At 62.5% G+C, this 14,962-nt stretch carries 15 protein-coding genes; 4 read left to right on the top strand and 11 right to left on the bottom strand.

Annotated elements, in window-relative coordinates:
• Nucleotides 1–8: 8 nt before the first annotated feature.
• The gene (locus tag G7016_RS21205; RefSeq protein WP_181117694.1) at nucleotides 9–251 is read left to right on the top strand and encodes a hypothetical protein; all 243 of its coding nucleotides are present in this window, start codon (nucleotides 9–11) and stop codon (nucleotides 249–251) included.
• Nucleotides 252–253: 2 nt separating this feature from the next.
• Here the strand turns inward: G7016_RS21205 and G7016_RS21200 are convergent, their stop codons facing one another.
• Complete coding sequence (locus G7016_RS21200; RefSeq protein ID WP_181117693.1) at nucleotides 254–1,165, bottom strand: alpha/beta fold hydrolase; 912 nt, start codon at nucleotides 1,163–1,165, stop codon at nucleotides 254–256.
• Between the two features lie 208 nt (nucleotides 1,166–1,373).
• On the opposite strand from G7016_RS21200, the gene G7016_RS21195 reads away from it, so the two are divergent.
• Entirely contained in the window at nucleotides 1,374–2,264 is an 891-nt protein-coding gene (locus G7016_RS21195) for a bestrophin family protein (RefSeq protein ID WP_181117692.1), read from the top strand.
• 7 nt (nucleotides 2,265–2,271) lie between these two features.
• On the opposite strand, the gene G7016_RS21190 is transcribed toward G7016_RS21195, so the two are convergent.
• The 5 genes from G7016_RS21190 to G7016_RS21170 all read right to left on the bottom strand — a co-directional run bounded on the left by G7016_RS21190 (nucleotide 2,272) and on the right by G7016_RS21170 (nucleotide 6,876).
• Nucleotides 2,272–4,137, bottom strand: a complete 1,866-nt coding sequence (locus tag G7016_RS21190) for a sensor domain-containing diguanylate cyclase (RefSeq protein WP_181117691.1) — start codon at nucleotides 4,135–4,137, stop codon at nucleotides 2,272–2,274.
• 86 nt (nucleotides 4,138–4,223) lie between these two features.
• On the bottom strand, nucleotides 4,224–4,415 hold the full coding sequence (locus G7016_RS21185; RefSeq protein ID WP_181117690.1) for a hypothetical protein: 192 nt from the start codon (nucleotides 4,413–4,415) through the stop codon (nucleotides 4,224–4,226).
• Between the two features lie 11 nt (nucleotides 4,416–4,426).
• On the bottom strand, nucleotides 4,427–4,849 hold the full coding sequence (locus G7016_RS21180; protein ID WP_181117689.1) for a DUF3597 domain-containing protein: 423 nt from the start codon (nucleotides 4,847–4,849) through the stop codon (nucleotides 4,427–4,429).
• Between the two features lie 79 nt (nucleotides 4,850–4,928).
• Nucleotides 4,929–5,882 (bottom strand): sensor domain-containing diguanylate cyclase, encoded by a 954-nt coding sequence (locus G7016_RS21175; RefSeq protein WP_181117688.1) that lies wholly within the window; start codon nucleotides 5,880–5,882, stop codon nucleotides 4,929–4,931.
• A gap of 1 nt (nucleotide 5,883) precedes the next feature.
• The gene (locus G7016_RS21170; protein ID WP_181117687.1) at nucleotides 5,884–6,876 is read right to left on the bottom strand and encodes a response regulator; all 993 of its coding nucleotides are present in this window, start codon (nucleotides 6,874–6,876) and stop codon (nucleotides 5,884–5,886) included.
• A gap of 286 nt (nucleotides 6,877–7,162) precedes the next feature.
• On the opposite strand from G7016_RS21170, the gene G7016_RS21165 reads away from it, so the two are divergent.
• Nucleotides 7,163–8,746, top strand: a complete 1,584-nt coding sequence (locus tag G7016_RS21165; protein ID WP_181117686.1) for an aldehyde dehydrogenase (NADP(+)) — start codon at nucleotides 7,163–7,165, stop codon at nucleotides 8,744–8,746.
• Nucleotides 8,747–8,805: 59 nt separating this feature from the next.
• Here G7016_RS21165 and ggt read toward each other — a convergent pair whose 3' ends face one another.
• From ggt to G7016_RS21150, 3 genes are all read right to left on the bottom strand, one after another.
• The gene (gene ggt, locus G7016_RS21160) at nucleotides 8,806–10,473 is read right to left on the bottom strand and encodes a gamma-glutamyltransferase (protein WP_181117685.1); all 1,668 of its coding nucleotides are present in this window, start codon (nucleotides 10,471–10,473) and stop codon (nucleotides 8,806–8,808) included.
• An 81-nt stretch (nucleotides 10,474–10,554) separates the two neighbouring features.
• A complete protein-coding gene (locus G7016_RS21155) occupies nucleotides 10,555–11,451 on the bottom strand; it encodes a LysR family transcriptional regulator (protein ID WP_181117684.1) in 897 nt (298 codons plus the stop codon).
• A 20-nt stretch (nucleotides 11,452–11,471) separates the two neighbouring features.
• Nucleotides 11,472–12,056 (bottom strand): NAD(P)H-dependent oxidoreductase, encoded by a 585-nt coding sequence (locus tag G7016_RS21150; RefSeq protein ID WP_181117683.1) that lies wholly within the window; start codon nucleotides 12,054–12,056, stop codon nucleotides 11,472–11,474.
• 154 nt (nucleotides 12,057–12,210) lie between these two features.
• Here G7016_RS21150 and G7016_RS21145 point away from each other — a divergent pair, with 154 nt between their 5' ends.
• Nucleotides 12,211–12,525 (top strand): putative quinol monooxygenase, encoded by a 315-nt coding sequence (locus tag G7016_RS21145; protein WP_181117682.1) that lies wholly within the window; start codon nucleotides 12,211–12,213, stop codon nucleotides 12,523–12,525.
• On the opposite strand, the gene mmsB is transcribed toward G7016_RS21145, so the two are convergent.
• Nucleotides 12,526–13,413 carry a 3-hydroxyisobutyrate dehydrogenase gene (gene mmsB / locus G7016_RS21140; protein WP_181117681.1) on the bottom strand — a complete coding sequence of 296 codons (888 nt, stop codon included), beginning with the start codon at nucleotides 13,411–13,413 and terminating at the stop codon, nucleotides 12,526–12,528.
• A 9-nt stretch (nucleotides 13,414–13,422) separates the two neighbouring features.
• On the bottom strand, nucleotides 13,423–14,949 hold the full coding sequence (locus G7016_RS21135; protein ID WP_181117680.1) for a CoA-acylating methylmalonate-semialdehyde dehydrogenase: 1,527 nt from the start codon (nucleotides 14,947–14,949) through the stop codon (nucleotides 13,423–13,425).
• Between the last annotated feature and the right edge of the window lie 13 nt (nucleotides 14,950–14,962).

Here is a 14,962-nt window from a genome sequence, read left to right as displayed (position 1 = left end):
GTATCTCCATGCTCAACGAACAACTGGACGCACTCAAGATCCCGAAGAACCTGCGTACGCCGATCGAGCGGTTGTTGCGCTCGCTGGAGGAGGCGAATACGCCGGAAGAGGTGGCCGCGGAGGCGGAGATTCAGCTTGAGTTCGTGCGCGGGCTGGAGTCGGACCGGCGTATTCGCAAGCCCGATATCGAGGCGTTGTATATCTTTTTCGACGACGCGGTGCAGGCGCGTTTGGAAGGCTTGCAGGGTTAAGGTCAACGCGCCCCTAAAAACGCGCGAACCGCCTGCACTGTCGGCCCGGGGGCTTCTTCCATCAGCCAGTGGCCCGCGCCGGGCACCACCACTTCCGTGACATGGTCGGCGGCGTTGCGCATCACGATGGCTTCGTTGTTGCCGAAGGACTTTTCTCCACCAATCGCCAGCACCGGCATGGCCAGCTTGGGGGTGAGCGAGGCCTGGTTGTCTACGGCATCCTGGCGGATGCTGCGAAATTGCGCGAAGGCCGCGTGCATCGCGCCGGGCCTGGCGTAGAGGGTGGCGTAGTGGGCGCGGGTGGCTTCGTCCACTTTTGCCGGGTTGCCGGCGAATTCGTTCCAGAACCGATCCAGGTAAATGCGCTCACGGCCTGCGACCAGCCGCTCGGCATCCGGCCCACCGAAGTCGAAGTGCCACAGGGCGGGCAAGCGCACGATGTCGTTCCATGGCGGCACGCCGGGCACAGGCGCGTCCATCACCACCAGCTTGTCGGTGCGATCGCGGTAGCGGGCGGCGTATGCATAGGCAACCATGGTACCGATGTCATGGCCGATCACCACGGAATGCTCGATGCCTAATGCCGCCAGCACGCCTCGGATATCACCCGCCTGGGTTTTCTTGTCATAGCCGCTTTCTGGGATGGAGGACAAGCCCATGCCGCGCAGGTCGGGCACCACCACGGTGTGGTCCTTCACCAGGTCGGTGGCGAGCGGCACCCACATGTCGCCGGTATCGCCAAAGCCATGCAGCAGCACCACCGCCGGGCCTTTGCCGCCTACGCGTACGTGGAGGGTGGCGCCTTCCACCGGAATATCCTGGGTGCGAAACGCGGCTGGGAAGGGAGCCACCTCGGCTATAGCAGGGGCAGCCAGCACCAGCAATGTAACAGCGGTAAGCAGGGCACGAACCATGTAAGCCTCCATCACCCGGGAGGGGTTCCCGTGGGGTGATTCAAGCGTAGCGGTTACCCGGTTATTCGCCATTCCGCTTACCGGCGCTGCGCGCTAGCGCGCCTGAACCGATTCACGCCTTGTAACTAATCGGCCGCCCAGCCTCCCGAACCTTCCCCTTCATCCACCGTCCGACCTTAGCCACTGACGTTCGCTTTGAGGTACCGGATTGAAAGATTCCATCGTCAATAAATACCGTTTGATCGTCAAAACCCTGGGCTACGTGGGCTGGGCGTTGTTCTGGCTGTTGCTGTGGGACGTGGCGGTCACGGTGGATTTCATGCTGTTCCTGGACAGCAAGCTCAACCTGCCGCTGATGCCGTTGACCCTGCTGGGTTCGGCGCTGGTGGTGTTGATCAGCTTCCGCAACAGCAGCGCCTATGGCCGCTGGTGGGAAGCGCGCACGTTATGGGGCGCGATGGTGAACAACTCGCGCAGCTTTGCCCGGCAGGTGCTTACGCTGCTGGATGACCCGGATGGCGAGGTGAACCCGGTGAAGGCCACGCTGCTGCGCCGGCATGTGGCCTATGTGAATTGCCTGGCGGCGCACCTGCGCGGGCAGCCGTGCCCGGAGGAGGTACGGGCGTTTATCCCCGATGACGAGTTCGCCCGCCATGGCGCTACCAACAACTTTGCCAATGACATTCTCAATGGCAGCGCGGCGCTGCTGGCCAAGGAGTACAAGGCCGGCCACCTGGACAGCATTCGCTTGTCGCGGCTGGAGTCCACCCTGGTGGAGCTGTCCAACAGCCAGGGCGGCATGGAGCGGATTGCCAATACGCCGCTGCCCTACCCTTACGTGTATTTCCCCCGGCTGTTCATTTCGCTGTTCTGCCTGATCGTGCCGGTGGGCCTGGTCGAGTCGCTGGGCTGGTTCACCCCACTGGCGTCGACTGTGGTGGGCTTTATGTTGCTGGCGATCGAGCGCATTGGTACCGACCTGCAGAGCCCGTTCCGCAGGAGTGAACACCAGATCAAGATGGAAGCGATCTGCGAAACCATCGAGAAAAACCTCGCTTCGATGCAGCGTGATGCCTTGGGTGGCGATCGCATCGCTTGACGCCCGGTTAGCGTGGCGAGGCCGGGGGCTCGAAGGCAGCCGCCCGGTTACGCCCGCCTTCCTTGGCCGCGTACATGGCGGTATCGGCATCCTTGATCAATTGCTCGGCGCCCCGGCTGTCATCGGCTGAATACAAGGTGAAGCCAATGCTGGCGCTGACGTTCACCGGGGCCTGGTCGAGCATTACCGGCGCGGCTACCGTGGCGAGCAGCTTGGCCGCAACGCCATTGGCTTGTGAGGGCTCGGACAGGTGGGTAAGCACCACCACGAACTCATCCCCTGCCACGCGAAATACCCGGTCGCTGCCACGCAGGCAGCGGACCATCCGCTGGCCCACTTCCTTGAGCAGCACATCGCCCGCATCGTGGCCCAGGCGGTCGTTGATGGCCTTGAAACCGTCCAGGTCGATAAACAGCACGGCCAAGGTGTCGTCTTCAGTGGCCATCGCCCGCGGCAACCATTCACTCAGCGCTCGCCGGTTCGCCACGCCTGTGAGGGGGTCTTGCAGGGCTTCGCGCTCACGGGCCTCTTCCTTGGCCTTGCGGGCGGAGATTTCATGCAGAAAGGCGTTGAAGAACACGCCGTGCTCCGAATGCAGGGCATTGATGTGCAGTTCGACCGGAATGGTGCGGCCATCGCGGCGCAGGGCCTGCAATTCCAGGCGCTTGCCAAGCACCCGGTTCTCGCCGGTCTGCAGGTAATGCCGCATGCCCTTTACATGTTGCTCGCGCATGGTGGGCGGCACGACCAGGTCTTCCAAGAGTTGGCCAACAGCTTCTTCGCGGCTCCAGCCAAACGTGGCTTCGGCCTGGCGGTTCCAGGCCAGGATGCGGCCTTGGTCGTCGGTACGTACGTAGGCGTCCTGGGTGTATTCCAGCACGGCGGTCAGCTCCACCTCGCGCTGATGCAGTGCCTCGGTGCGCTCGGCCACACGCTGCTCCAGCTCGGTAGCCAGCTTCGCCAATGCTGCCTGGGCAACCTTGCGGGCCTGGATATCGGTAACCACGGCCAGGATGAAATCCAGCTCGCCGTTGGGCAGCAGGTGGCGAGTGAGGGTCACGTGAATCCAGCGGTGCTCGCCATTTTTGCGGATCAGCCGTTTCTCCAGTTCCAGCCTGTTGATCTCGCCATCGCGCAGGCGAGTCCACTGGGGCAGGTTCTCGCCCAGATCTTGCGGATGGGTGAAGTCCTGATAGGTCAGGCGGTGCAGTTCACTTGCCGAATACCCGATCAGTGCGCAGAAGGCAGGGTTTACTCGCTTGAGCATGCCATTGGCGTCGGACAGCACCATGCCTGGCCCGGCGCTTTCGAACACAGAGCGGAAGCGGTCTTCGGCGGTTTCGATCCGTGCATCCGATAGCCGAAGGTGGGAACGCGACAATAGCGCTGCTTCTCGCAGGCGGATCTCGCGCACCACCAACTCGGCCAGGTCTTCAAGCACTTGCAGCTGTTCGCCACTCAACTCACGCGGCCGCGAATCGATGGCGCACAGCGTGCCCAATGCATGGCCGTCACTGGTGCGCAGCGGCACGCCGGCATAAAAGCGAATATTGGGTGCGCTGGTTACCAAGGGGTTGCGAGCGAAGCGAAGGTCGCGGCTGGCGTCGTTGACGATCAACGGTTCGTGCTGGCGGATGGCGTGGTCGCAAAAGGCGATTTCACGGGGTGTTTCCCGCACCCCAAGCCCATAGGCGGATTTGAACCACTGCCGATGCTCGTCGATGAGCGATACCAGCGCAATGGGCACATCGAGCGCACGCGCCAGCAGCCGGGTAATTCGGTCGAATTCCGGCTCGGGTTCCGTATCCAGCAGGTTCAGTGCTCGAAGCAACCGCAGCCGAACCTGCTCGGGTTCTGACGCTACTTTGCTCAACCGTAGGCTCCCTGTACCGGTTAATGTCGAGAACAGATAAAACACTGCCCGGGCGGGCCGGGCAGTTACGGGTGCAAACCGCTCAGCTAGCGGGAGCCACTGCGCTCCATACGCTCACGGTCGCTGAGTTCAACCACGCGCCGGGCGGCGTCGACATCATTGTAGCGGTACTCGTCCAGCCCGTTGTCGTCAGTGATGTGGAAGACAGCCGTGGCGTCCTTGCGCTGGGCTTCACAGGGAATATCCCGGCCTTCGAGCCGCTGAATCTTGACTGCCATGGGTGCGTTCCTCACAGAAGTTCGCTGGGTACAGTACCGCCGTTGGCGGAAATCTTTTGCAGTACGGCTTTGTGCAACCACATGTTCATTTCGGCGGAGTCGTCAAGCTTGTCGGCTGGGCAATTCAGCTCGGTGGCCAGCTCCTTGCGGTGCTCCAGGCTGCTGTCGATGCCAAGCAGCTTCAGCAGGTCGACCACGGAGGTGCGCCAGTTGAGTTTTTCGGCATGCTCGTTGGCCAGGCCGTCCAGCTTGGCGCCCACATCCACGGTGGTATCCGTGCGCGGCGTGGTGGTTCCGGTCATGGGCGGCACCCCACCGTCCACGCTTACCGGCGCGGCGCTACCTGGAGGGGTTGGCGTTGCGGTGGTCGTGGTGGGCTGAGTGTCGTCATGGCCAATGCCCAACTTGCTCAGGATGTCTTTGAAAAGGCTCATCGATGGTTCCTCGTGGTGCCGTAGGTCTTTGGTGGACCCCGGCCCCGCGCGGAAAGTTTGATCGGTGTGACCGCCGCGCTCAGGCGAACACGGTCACCCGGTTGCGGCCGCTGCGCTTGGAGGCGTACAGGGCCTGGTCGGCGCGCTCGATCAGTTCCTGGTAATCGGCCGCCGGCTTGCGCAGGTCGGCAACGCCCAGGCTGATGGTAAAGCGGATGGCTTTATTCTCGTGGGTGACCACCAAGGCCTCGATGGACGCCCGCAGGCGTTCAGCCAGTATGTGGCCACCTTCCTTGTCGGTATCGGGAAGCAGCAGGGCGAACTCCTCGCCGCCGTAGCGGCCGCAGATGTCAGAGTCGCGCACATGCTCGCGCACCACGTCGGCCACGCGCTGGATCACCCGATCGCCGCCCGGGTGGCCGTAGGTGTCGTTCACCTGCTTGAAGTGGTCGATGTCGAACATCACCAGGGCGCAATCGTTGCCGTAGCGGCTGTGGCGGGCGTATTCGTGCTTCAGCGCCTCTTCCCAATGGCCCCGGTTGTACAGCCCGGTGAGGCGGTCGGTACTGGAAAGCTTCTGCAACTGCGCGTTCACCGTTTGCAGCTGGCGGCGGTTGGTGGCCACTTCGGTCACGTCATAGATCACCAGGCAAATGTGCTCTATCCGGTTGTTGATCGAGCGCAGCGGGAACAGCGTGGTGTTCTGGTACATGAACGGCTCGGAGCCGGTGATGGGCTGATAGGTCTCGAACTTCAACAGGTAGGGGCGTTGCTCCCAGATCGTGAAACTGGGCGAGCCCAGCGTGACCACGTTTTCTACCTTGCGGGTAAACCAGGTCTGCTCCACCTCGCGGAACAACGAGAAGAACGACTTGCCTTGGGCTTCCCGGGCCGGGATGCCGGAATGGTTTTCGATGAACGAGTTCCACACCGTCACGTTGAAGGAACGATCAAAGACGACCACGCCTACATCGATGCTTTGGGTAATGGCGAGAAGCCAGTGGAGTTCGGTAAGGTCCATAGGTGTGTTCATATCAATTCATCATGTACGCGAGCTTGCCTTTGAGCCTGGCCAGCGACGTCTCGGTAAACAGGAGCAGCAAGTCGAAGTGTATATCGTAGCCTTCAACGCTATAGCTGATTTCCACGGCGAGGGTTTGCTTCCAGCGGTGGCGGTTGAGCGTGATCAGGTCTTCGATACGGGCGTGCTCGCCCAGTACCTGCGGATGGCTGAGCGAAAAGGTAAGGTCGATCTGCTCGCCAATACCGCTCAGGCAGGCGCCGATCAGCAAGGCGGACAAATCCAGCAGCATTTCCGACTGGCTGCTTTCGCGGTATTCCTGGCGCAACAGCCGGGCCATGTCCGGCAGGCTGCTGTCGTGGAACATCAGCAGTGCCTCACCCGCGATGCCTTCGCCGATATACCCCTGGCAGATGGCCGTGAGTTGATTGCCGCGCTGGGCGTCGGCCAGCGCCATGTGCAATTCACCCACTTCCAGCACATTGACGTTGGGGATAGGCAACTCGATGAACACGTGCAGCACCTTGGCAAGCAAGGCGGCGGCGCGGCCCATGGCAACGTTCACGGTTTCGCGGAACGCGTCGTTGAAGTTGATCGCGGCGTCTGCGCCGGGCTGCTCGATCGGGCCCTGGCCGGTGGCGAACACGCCACACTGGCTGAGTGCGTCGCGCAGTTCATCCGGGTTGGCGGGCTTCTTGAGAAATGCGGTTGCCCCCAGCCCCATTACGCGGCGTACGGCTTCATCCTGCACGTCGCCGGACACCACAATCACTTGGGTATCCAGGCCTTCTTCCTGGATGGCCGCCAGTACCTCATAGCCGTCCATCTCGGGCATGGTGAGGTCCAGCAACACCACTTCGCCCAGGCCGTTGCGAATGGCTTCCAGGCCCAGACGCCCGTTTTCGGCTTGGGTTACCGACAGTTCAAGCCCTTCGGGTAATGCCCGCAGCAACTGCTTGCGGGCCATGTTGGAATCGTCACAGATGAGCAAAGGTACAGCAGCCATTGAGATCTTCGTCCGATTGAAAGCTGTGCGGGGCGCGGCGAGCGGCACTGTAAACAAGCAGCATGGCACTACGCCAGCGCTTTGGCGTGCTTGTATCAAATCACGCACGTATTAAGGTAAAACCTAGCAGCGATGCTTCACTGGTAACGAGCCGGTCGTAGCATAGCTTGGACATCGAGCCCTGCAGTTGTATGATGTCCGGCAACAACTGTCGAAGCTGTCGCATTCAAATTTCCCTCGCTTTGGCAGCGCTCACGCTTCCCGTTAACCGAACAAGGAGACAACAATGCCTGACGTTCTCGGACACAACTTCATCAATGGTGCCCGTAGCGCCCTTGGCGAATCCAGCCTCAAGAGCATAGACGCCGCCAGCGGCGAAGCTCTGCCCTACAGCTTCTGCCAGGCTACCGACGCGGAAGTGGATGCCGCTGCCAAGGCTGCCGATGCCGCCTACCCTGAATTCCGTCAGTTGAGCCCCGTTCGCCGGGCAGAGTTCCTTGAAGCTGTCGCCGATGAGCTGGATGCTCTGGGCGATGACTTCGTCGCTATCGTTTGCCGCGAAACCGCGTTGCCTGCCGCCCGCATCCAGGGTGAGCGTGGCCGTACCAGTGGCCAGATGCGCCTGTTCGCCAAGGTATTGCGCCGCGGCGACTACCTTGGTGCCCGCATCGACCTGCCGCTGCCGGACCGCAAGCCGCTGCCACGCCTGGACCTGCGCCAATACCGTATCGGTGTGGGCCCGGTGGCTGTGTTCGGCGCCAGCAACTTCCCGCTGGCGTTCTCCACCGCGGGCGGTGACACCGCTTCGGCCTTCGCCGCTGGCTGCCCGGTTGTGGTGAAAGCTCACAGCGGCCACATGGCGACCGCCGACCTGGTGGGCACTGCCATCACCCGCGCTGCCGAGCGCACTGGCATGCCTAAAGGCGTGTTCAACATGATCTTCGGCAACCGCGTTGGCGAAGCATTGGTCAAGCACCCGGCTATCAAGGCCGTAGGCTTCACCGGTTCGCTGGGTGGCGGCACCGCGCTGTGCAAGATCGCTGCAGAGCGCCCAGAGCCCATCCCGGTATTTGCCGAGATGTCCAGCATCAACCCGGTGATCCTGCTGCCCGAAGCCCTCAAGGCGCGCGGCGCGACCGTAGCCAAGGAATTGGCAGGTTCGGTGTGCATGGGCGCAGGCCAGTTCTGCACCAACCCAGGCCTGGTGATCGGCGTGAAGTCGGCTGAATTCACTACCTTCCTGGAAGCGCTGAAAACCGAAATCGGTGGCCAGCCCGCGCAGACCATGCTCAATGCCGGTGGCCTGAAAAGCTACAGCAGCGGCGTGCAGCACCTGCTCAGCCACCCAGGCATCACTCACCTGGCCGGCAACGCGCAGGAAGGCAACCAGGCCCAGGCTCAGTTGTTCAAGGCGGACGTTTCGCTGCTGCTGAATGGCGATGCGCTGCTGCAGGAAGAGGTGTTCGGCCCTACCACCGTTGTGGTGGAAGTGGCTGACGACGCTGAGCTCAAGCAAGCCCTGCTGGGCCTGCGTGGCCAGCTGACCGCGACCCTGATTGGCGAAACCGCCGACCTGCAGACCTACCAGTGGCTGGTGCCGATCCTGGAACACAAGGTAGGGCGTATTCTGGTGAACGGTTACCCGACCGGTGTGGAAGTGTGTGAAGCCATGGTGCACGGCGGCCCGTTCCCGGCCACTTCCGACGCCCGTGGTACGTCGGTGGGTACCCTGGCGATCGACCGTTACCTGCGGCCGATCTGCTTCCAGAACTACCCCGACGCGCTGCTGCCAGAAGCCTTGCAGAACGCCAACCCACTGGGCCTTCAGCGCCTGGTGAACGGTGAGTGGAGCACCCAGGCTATCGCCTGATGCTGGTCGCGAACCGGGTGATGATTCTTCATTGCCCGGTTCGCGGGTTTCACCCGCTCCTACTGCACTACCCTCCCTTCCCCACGCCCGCGCGGGTCGGACGCTGTTTCCAGCTGGCCGTTCTCCACCCGAATCATCTGTATGTTCCCCATCAGCCAGCCTTGATCTTCCAGGGTGTAGCCCATCTTTTTCAGGTCATCCGCCACTTCACCAGTGAGCGGCGCCATGGCGTCGTAGTAGATCGTGTCCTTGGGCAGCAACTGATGGTGCACGCGCTGCACGGTCACGGCTTCCACCGGGGTTAGGTGGTAGTCGTACAGATTGTTCAACACCTGGAACACGCTGGTGAAGATCCGCGAGCCGCCAGGCGTACCGACCACCAACGTCACCTTGCCATCGCGGGTCACGATGGTCGGGCTCATGGACGAGAGCATCCGCTTGCCGGGCGCGATGGCGTTGGCGTCACTGCCCACCACACCGAAACCGTTGGCCACGCCAGGCTTGGCGCTGAAGTCGTCCATCTCGTCGTTGAGCAGGAAGCCCGCGCCCGTCACCACCACCCCGCTGCCGTAATCGAAGTTGAGCGTGTAGGTATTGCTGACCGCGTTGCCGTCCTTGTCGATGATCGAGAAGTGCGTGGTCTGGTGAGTTTCCAGGCCCGGGCGAACCTGCTCGGTAGGTGAAATAGCCTTGGGGTTAATCTCCGCAGCGCGTTTGTCGAGGTAGGCCGGGGCGGTGAGCATGCCCACCGGCACCTTGTTGAAGTCCGGGTCGCCGAGGTAATCCGCGCGGTCGGCGAACACGCGTTTCTCGATTTCCGCGAGCAAGTGAATGTAGCGGGCCGAGTTCAGCGGTACGCCGTTGAAGTCACTGCTACGGCGCTCCTTGATCCCCAGCAGTTGCGCCAGCGCGATGCCGCCGGAACTCGGCAGCGGCGCGGTGTAGATGGCATTGCCGCGCCAGTCGATGCGCAGGGGTTCACGCCAGCGGGCCTTGTACCCTTTGAGGTCTGCCGCGGTGATCAGGCCCTTGTCGTGCTGCATCTGGGCAACCAGCAATTGCGCGGTTTTGCCCTGGTAGAACTCGCTCACGCCTTTGTCAGCGATGCGTTCGAGGGTTTGCGCCAGCTCGGGCTGGGCGAAGCGTTCGCCCACTTTCATGCTGCCGAAGTACTGCGGGAAATTGGTGCTGCTCTTGAACAGGCCAAGGGCGTCTTCGCGGTACTGGTATTGCTCCTGCGCCACGATAAACCCGCGCTTGGCATAACCGATGGCCGGGGTGAGCAACTCAGACCACGGCAGCTTGCCGAAGCGTTTGTGCGCCTCCCACAGGCCCATCACGGTGCCGGGCACGCCAGCGGCCCTGGCACCCACTAGGCTCAGGTCCGGCACCACTTCGCCCTTGGCGTCCAGGTACATGTCCTTGGTGGCTGCCTTCGGCGCCGTTTCGCGGTAGTCGAGGAAGTACGGCTTGCCCTTCACGTACAACGTCATGAAGCCCCCGCCGCCCAGGTTGCCGGCTTCGGGGTAGGTGACCGCGAGCGTGAAGGCGGTGGCGACTGCGGCGTCCACGGCATTGCCGCCTTGCTTGAGGATCGCTTCGGCGACCTCGGCCCCGTAGCGGTCCGGCGACGCCACTGCGCCAGCCGGCAAGGCGCTGGCCCAACTGCTGCTCGACGCCACCAATACAGCGGTGGCGACCAGGGTTTTGCAAAGTACGAGGCGCATCGGTTGTCCTTGTAATGAGGTATCCGCCCTCAATTAAGGCCTATAAATGCCACCTCGGCAAAAAGCGCAGCGTGCCGGGCGTTATTGCGCGTACACCTTGAGCTTCTCTTGAATGAAATCCAGGAAGCACTGAATCCGCAGCGCAAGCTGGGTATTGCGGTAGTACACCGCGTGGATCGGTTGACGGTAACCGGTATTGAACCCGGCCAGCACCATCTGCAGGCTGCCTTCGTGAATGTCATGGTGGGTCATGAAGTGGGACAAGCACACGATGCCCTCGCCCGCCAAGGCAAGCTCTCGCAAGGTATCGCCGCTGGAGGCCGCCACCGCCGGGTCGATCGGCAAACGGTCGCCACCCGCATGGCGCAGCGGCCATTGGTTAAGGCCTTCGTTGCGGGTAAAGCCCAGCAGGGTATGGCTGGCAAGGTCCTCCACACGCTCGGGCGTACCGTGGCGCGCCAGGTAAGCCGGGCTGGCCAATATGTTCAGCGGGCTGCTGCCCAGTGGGCGCGCATGCAGGGTGGAATCCGCCAGGGTGCCGATGCGGATCGCCACGTCGGTATTTTCCTCGAGCAGGTCAATGATCAGGTCATTGGTGTTCAGCTCAAGGAAGATATCCGGGTAGCGCTGGCGAAACTCGGCCACGTACGGAACAACGGCGTGCAGCATGAACGGCGAGGCGGCGTTGATGCGCAGCCGGCCCGAGGGCGCCTGCTGGCGGACGGCGAGATGCTCCTCCAGCGCTTCCATGTCCTGCAGAATGGCCTTGGCCCGCTCGAAGAAATACTTGCCTTCTTCGGTCAGGCTCATGCGCCGGGTAGTGCGGTTGATCAGCGTGGTACCCAGCTTGGTTTCGAGCCGCGCCAGGGTACGGCTTACCGCTGAGGGCGACTGCCCGGCCTGCTCGGCGGCGGCCGAAATGGAGCCGCCTTCGATTACCGCGATAAAGAGTTGCAGTTCGTCTGATCGCGCTTTCACATGCAGGGCTCTGGGGGGATTCACAGCCCTTTTAGCACAGTCTCCAGGTGCTGTTGATAACGCGCCACGTCAGCTTCGATAGTGGGCCATTTCATCACATCCACTGCCAGGAAGGTCGGCAAGGCTGTCATGCCGAGGAACTCGTTGGCCTTGTGGAACGGGAAGTACACCGCATCCACCCCTTTGCCTTCGAAGAAATCGGCCGGGTCATCGAAAGCTTGCTGCGGCGCATTCCAGGTGGCGGAGATCATGTAGCGCTTGCCGTGCAGCAGGCCACCGCTGCCGTAGCGCTGGGAAGCATCGGAGCGGGTACGGCCGTCGTTGGCGTACAGGCTGCCGTGGCCCTGAGTGAATACCTCGTCAATGTACTGCTTCACCGTCCACGGGGCGCCCATCCACCAGCCGGGCATCTGATAGATCACCACATCGGCCCAAAGGTATTTCTCCACTTCGGCGGCAATGTCGTAGCCGCCGTCGATGAAGGTGTCTTTCACGTCATGGCCGGCGTGATCGAGCCAGGCCAGCGCAGCGTCGTGCAGGGTTTCGTTGTAGCGGCCGGCAGAGTGAGCGAACTGTTTGCCGCCGTTGAGTAGCAGGATATTCATAGGCTAGCCCTCATAAGTGTCGAATGCCGCGCAGCCTACCTACCCACTACCCTGAAAACCACCCACACAAGCGCAAATCGCTTGTTCCCTCAACGCAACAATCCTCAGCCCATCTTTGCGCTAGGCTAGTGTTAATTCAAACAGGAGGACCGCGATGAGCGACGCGTACGGTTTCATTCTCAAGGCCAAAACCCGCCCCGAAAAAGCCGAGGCGTTCAAGGCGATGTTTCTTGAACATGTAGCGGGAAGCCGCGAAGAACCCGGCTGTATCGAATACCACATGCTGCAGGACGAAGAAGACCCGAGCCTGTTCGTGTTCTATGAAGTGTGGGCGAGCAAGGCGGCGCTGGATGTGCACTCCGCCCTGCCCCACATGAAGGCTTTTTTCGACGTTCGCATGGAGTACCTGGAGCGCGACTTCGAGGTTCAGCGTATCCGCATGCTTAGCCCTTCGTCCGCGCTGCGGTAATCATTCGGCGGCGCGATACCCCTGCACGATGGCGGAGAAATCCAGCCCGCCGTCGCCACGCAGGTTCATGGCCTGATACAGCTGTTGGGCCAGCGCGCCCATTACTACGGGCTGGTTGGCCTGCTTGGCCGCCTCCGTAGCCAGGCCCAAATCCTTGAGCATCAGCCGGGCGCCGAAGCCACCGCTGTAGCCACGGCTGGCCGGCGCCGTTTCCACGATCCCGGGCCAAGGGTTGTAGGTGTCCGAACTCCAGCAACGGCCGGTGGAACTGTTGATCACGCCTGCCAGTACCTTGGTGTCGATGCCCAAGGCATTGCCCAGCGCCATGGCTTCCGCTACGCCGATCATGGAGATGCCCAACAGCATGTTGTTGCAGATCTTCGCCACCTGGCCGGTGCCCACTTCTCCGCAGTGCACGATGTTCTTGCCCATCTGCGCCAGCACCGGCTGCAACGTGGCGAACAGCGCTTCGCTGGCGCCCACCATAAAGGTGAGCGTGCCCGCCTGAGCGCCACCCGTGCCGCCAGATACCGGCGCATCGGCGAAATCCACACCCTGCCGCGCGGCGGCGGCATGCATGTCCCGAGCGGTTTGCGGGTCGATGGTGCTGCAATCCACCACCGGTGTACCGGCCCGAATACCCGCCAGCACGCCGTCTTCCTGCTCGAACACCGCGCGTACGTGAGCCGCGGCCGGCAGCATGGTGATCACCAGCTCGGCCTGTTGCGCGGCCTCTCGAGGCGAGGTGGCCACTTCCGCCCCCAGCGCCCCAAGTTCAGCCAGTACGCCTTGGTTGAGGTCGAACAGCAGCAGGCTGTGCCCGGCCTTGATCAGGTTGCGGGCCATGGGCGCACCCATGTTGCCCAAACCGATAAATGCGATTTTCATGGCTGGCTCCTAGCGCAGGTGGATGGTGGTGTTCACGCCGGTGTCCACGCTGGCGTCGTCGAACCACCGTGCGGTGACCGTCTTGGTTTGGGTATAGAACTGCACCACTTGCTTGCCATACGGCCCCAGGTCGCCCAGCTTGGAGCCGCGCGAGCCGGTGAAGCTGAAGAACGGCACCGGTACGGGGATCGGGATGTTGATACCCACCTGGCCCACGTCGATTTCGCTCTGGAACTTGCGCGCCGCCGCGCCGCTTTGGGTGAACAACCCCGTGCCGTTGCCAAACGGGTTGCGGTTTACCAGGGCGATGGCTTCGTCGAGGGTATCCACTTCCAGTACCACCAGCACCGGGCCGAAGATTTCCTCGGTGTAGATGCGCATGTCGGTGGTCACGCCGGTAAACAGGGTTGGCCCTACGAAGTTGCCTTGCTCATACCCCGGCACGCTTACGTTGCGCCCGTCCAGCTCCAACCGCGCGCCTTGTTCCACGCCGCTGGCGATCAACTCTTCCACCCGCGCTTTGGCCCGTGGCGAGATCACCGGGCCCACATCGGTGCCCGGCTCGCTGCCGGCGTTCACCTTCAGGCGCTCGGCCAGTGCCTTGAGGTCCGGTATCCATTCCCGGCTGCTACCCACCATCACCGCCACCGAAGTGGCCATGCAGCGCTGCCCGGCGGCGCCAAACGCGGCGCCCACCAGGGCATTGAGGGTTTGCTCGCGGTTGGCGTCCGGCAGCACCACGGCGTGGTTTTTCGCGCCCATCATCGCTTGCACGCGTTTGCCGTGCTGGCCGGCCAGGTTGTACACATGGGTGCCCACGGCCGTGGAGCCCACGAAGGAAATGGCCTTGATCGTTGGGTGGGTACAAATGGCATCCACCACTTCCTTGCCGCCATGCACCACGTTCAGCACGCCCGCCGGCACGCCGGCCTCCAGGGCAAGCTTCACCAGCTCCATGGTAGAGAGCGGGTCCTGCTCGGAGGGCTTGAGCACAAAGGTGTTGCCGCACACGATCGCCATGGGGAACATCCACAGCGGGATCATCGCCGGGAAGTTGAACGGGGTAATGCCCGCGCACACGCCGATGGGCTGGCGAAGGGTGTAAGTGTCCACACCACCGGCCACGTTTTCGGCGAACTCACCCATTTGCAGGCTGCCCACCGAGCACGCGTGCTCCACCACTTCCAGCCCGCGGAAAATATCGCCCTCGGCGTCAGCCAGGGTTTTGCCCTGCTCGGCGCTGAGCACGGCGGCAATGCGTTTGCTGTGCTCGCGGATCAGCGCCTGCAGCTTGAGCATGATGCGCATGCGCGCGCCAATGGGCGTATTGCGCCATTCGAGGAAGGCCTGCTGCGCGGCATTGACCGCTGCATCCACCTCGGCAACCGTGGCGAAGGGCACACGCGCCAACACCTCTTGGGTGGCCGGGTTGACCACGTCTTGCCATTGAGCGGTTTGGGATTCGATCCATTGGCCGTCGATCAACAGCTTGACCGTGGCGACCCGAGTGCTTTCGCCTGGAAGGGGCGCATTCATATAAACCTCCGCG

Source organism: Pseudomonas japonica (assembly GCF_013522925.1).
Taxonomy (GTDB): Bacteria; Pseudomonadota; Gammaproteobacteria; order Pseudomonadales; family Pseudomonadaceae; genus Aquipseudomonas; species Aquipseudomonas japonica_A.
Note: the sequence above shows the minus strand (reverse complement) of the source record. Positions and strands in the feature narration are given on the sequence as shown.

Bases quoted from the DNA above. Each gene is read 5' to 3' on its own strand.
- G7016_RS21145 (WP_181117682.1), top strand. From the start codon at position 12,211: ATGAGCGACGCGTACGGTTTCATTCTCAAGGCCAAAACCCGCCCCGAA.
- G7016_RS21200 (WP_181117693.1), bottom strand. From the start codon at position 1,165: ATGGTTCGTGCCCTGCTTACCGCTGTTACATTGCTGGTGCTGGCTGCC.
- G7016_RS21175 (WP_181117688.1), bottom strand. From the start codon at position 5,882: ATGAACACACCTATGGACCTTACCGAACTCCACTGGCTTCTCGCCATT.
- G7016_RS21170 (WP_181117687.1), bottom strand. From the start codon at position 6,876: ATGGCTGCTGTACCTTTGCTCATCTGTGACGATTCCAACATGGCCCGC.
- ggt (WP_181117685.1), bottom strand. From the start codon at position 10,473: ATGCGCCTCGTACTTTGCAAAACCCTGGTCGCCACCGCTGTATTGGTG.
- G7016_RS21205 (WP_181117694.1), top strand. From the start codon at position 9: ATGCTCAACGAACAACTGGACGCACTCAAGATCCCGAAGAACCTGCGT.
- mmsB (WP_181117681.1), bottom strand. From the start codon at position 13,413: ATGAAAATCGCATTTATCGGTTTGGGCAACATGGGTGCGCCCATGGCC.
- G7016_RS21180 (WP_181117689.1), bottom strand. From the start codon at position 4,849: ATGAGCCTTTTCAAAGACATCCTGAGCAAGTTGGGCATTGGCCATGAC.
- G7016_RS21150 (WP_181117683.1), bottom strand. From the start codon at position 12,056: ATGAATATCCTGCTACTCAACGGCGGCAAACAGTTCGCTCACTCTGCC.
- G7016_RS21135 (WP_181117680.1), bottom strand. From the start codon at position 14,949: ATGAATGCGCCCCTTCCAGGCGAAAGCACTCGGGTCGCCACGGTCAAG.
- G7016_RS21185 (WP_181117690.1), bottom strand. From the start codon at position 4,415: ATGGCAGTCAAGATTCAGCGGCTCGAAGGCCGGGATATTCCCTGTGAA.
- G7016_RS21165 (WP_181117686.1), top strand. From the start codon at position 7,163: ATGCCTGACGTTCTCGGACACAACTTCATCAATGGTGCCCGTAGCGCC.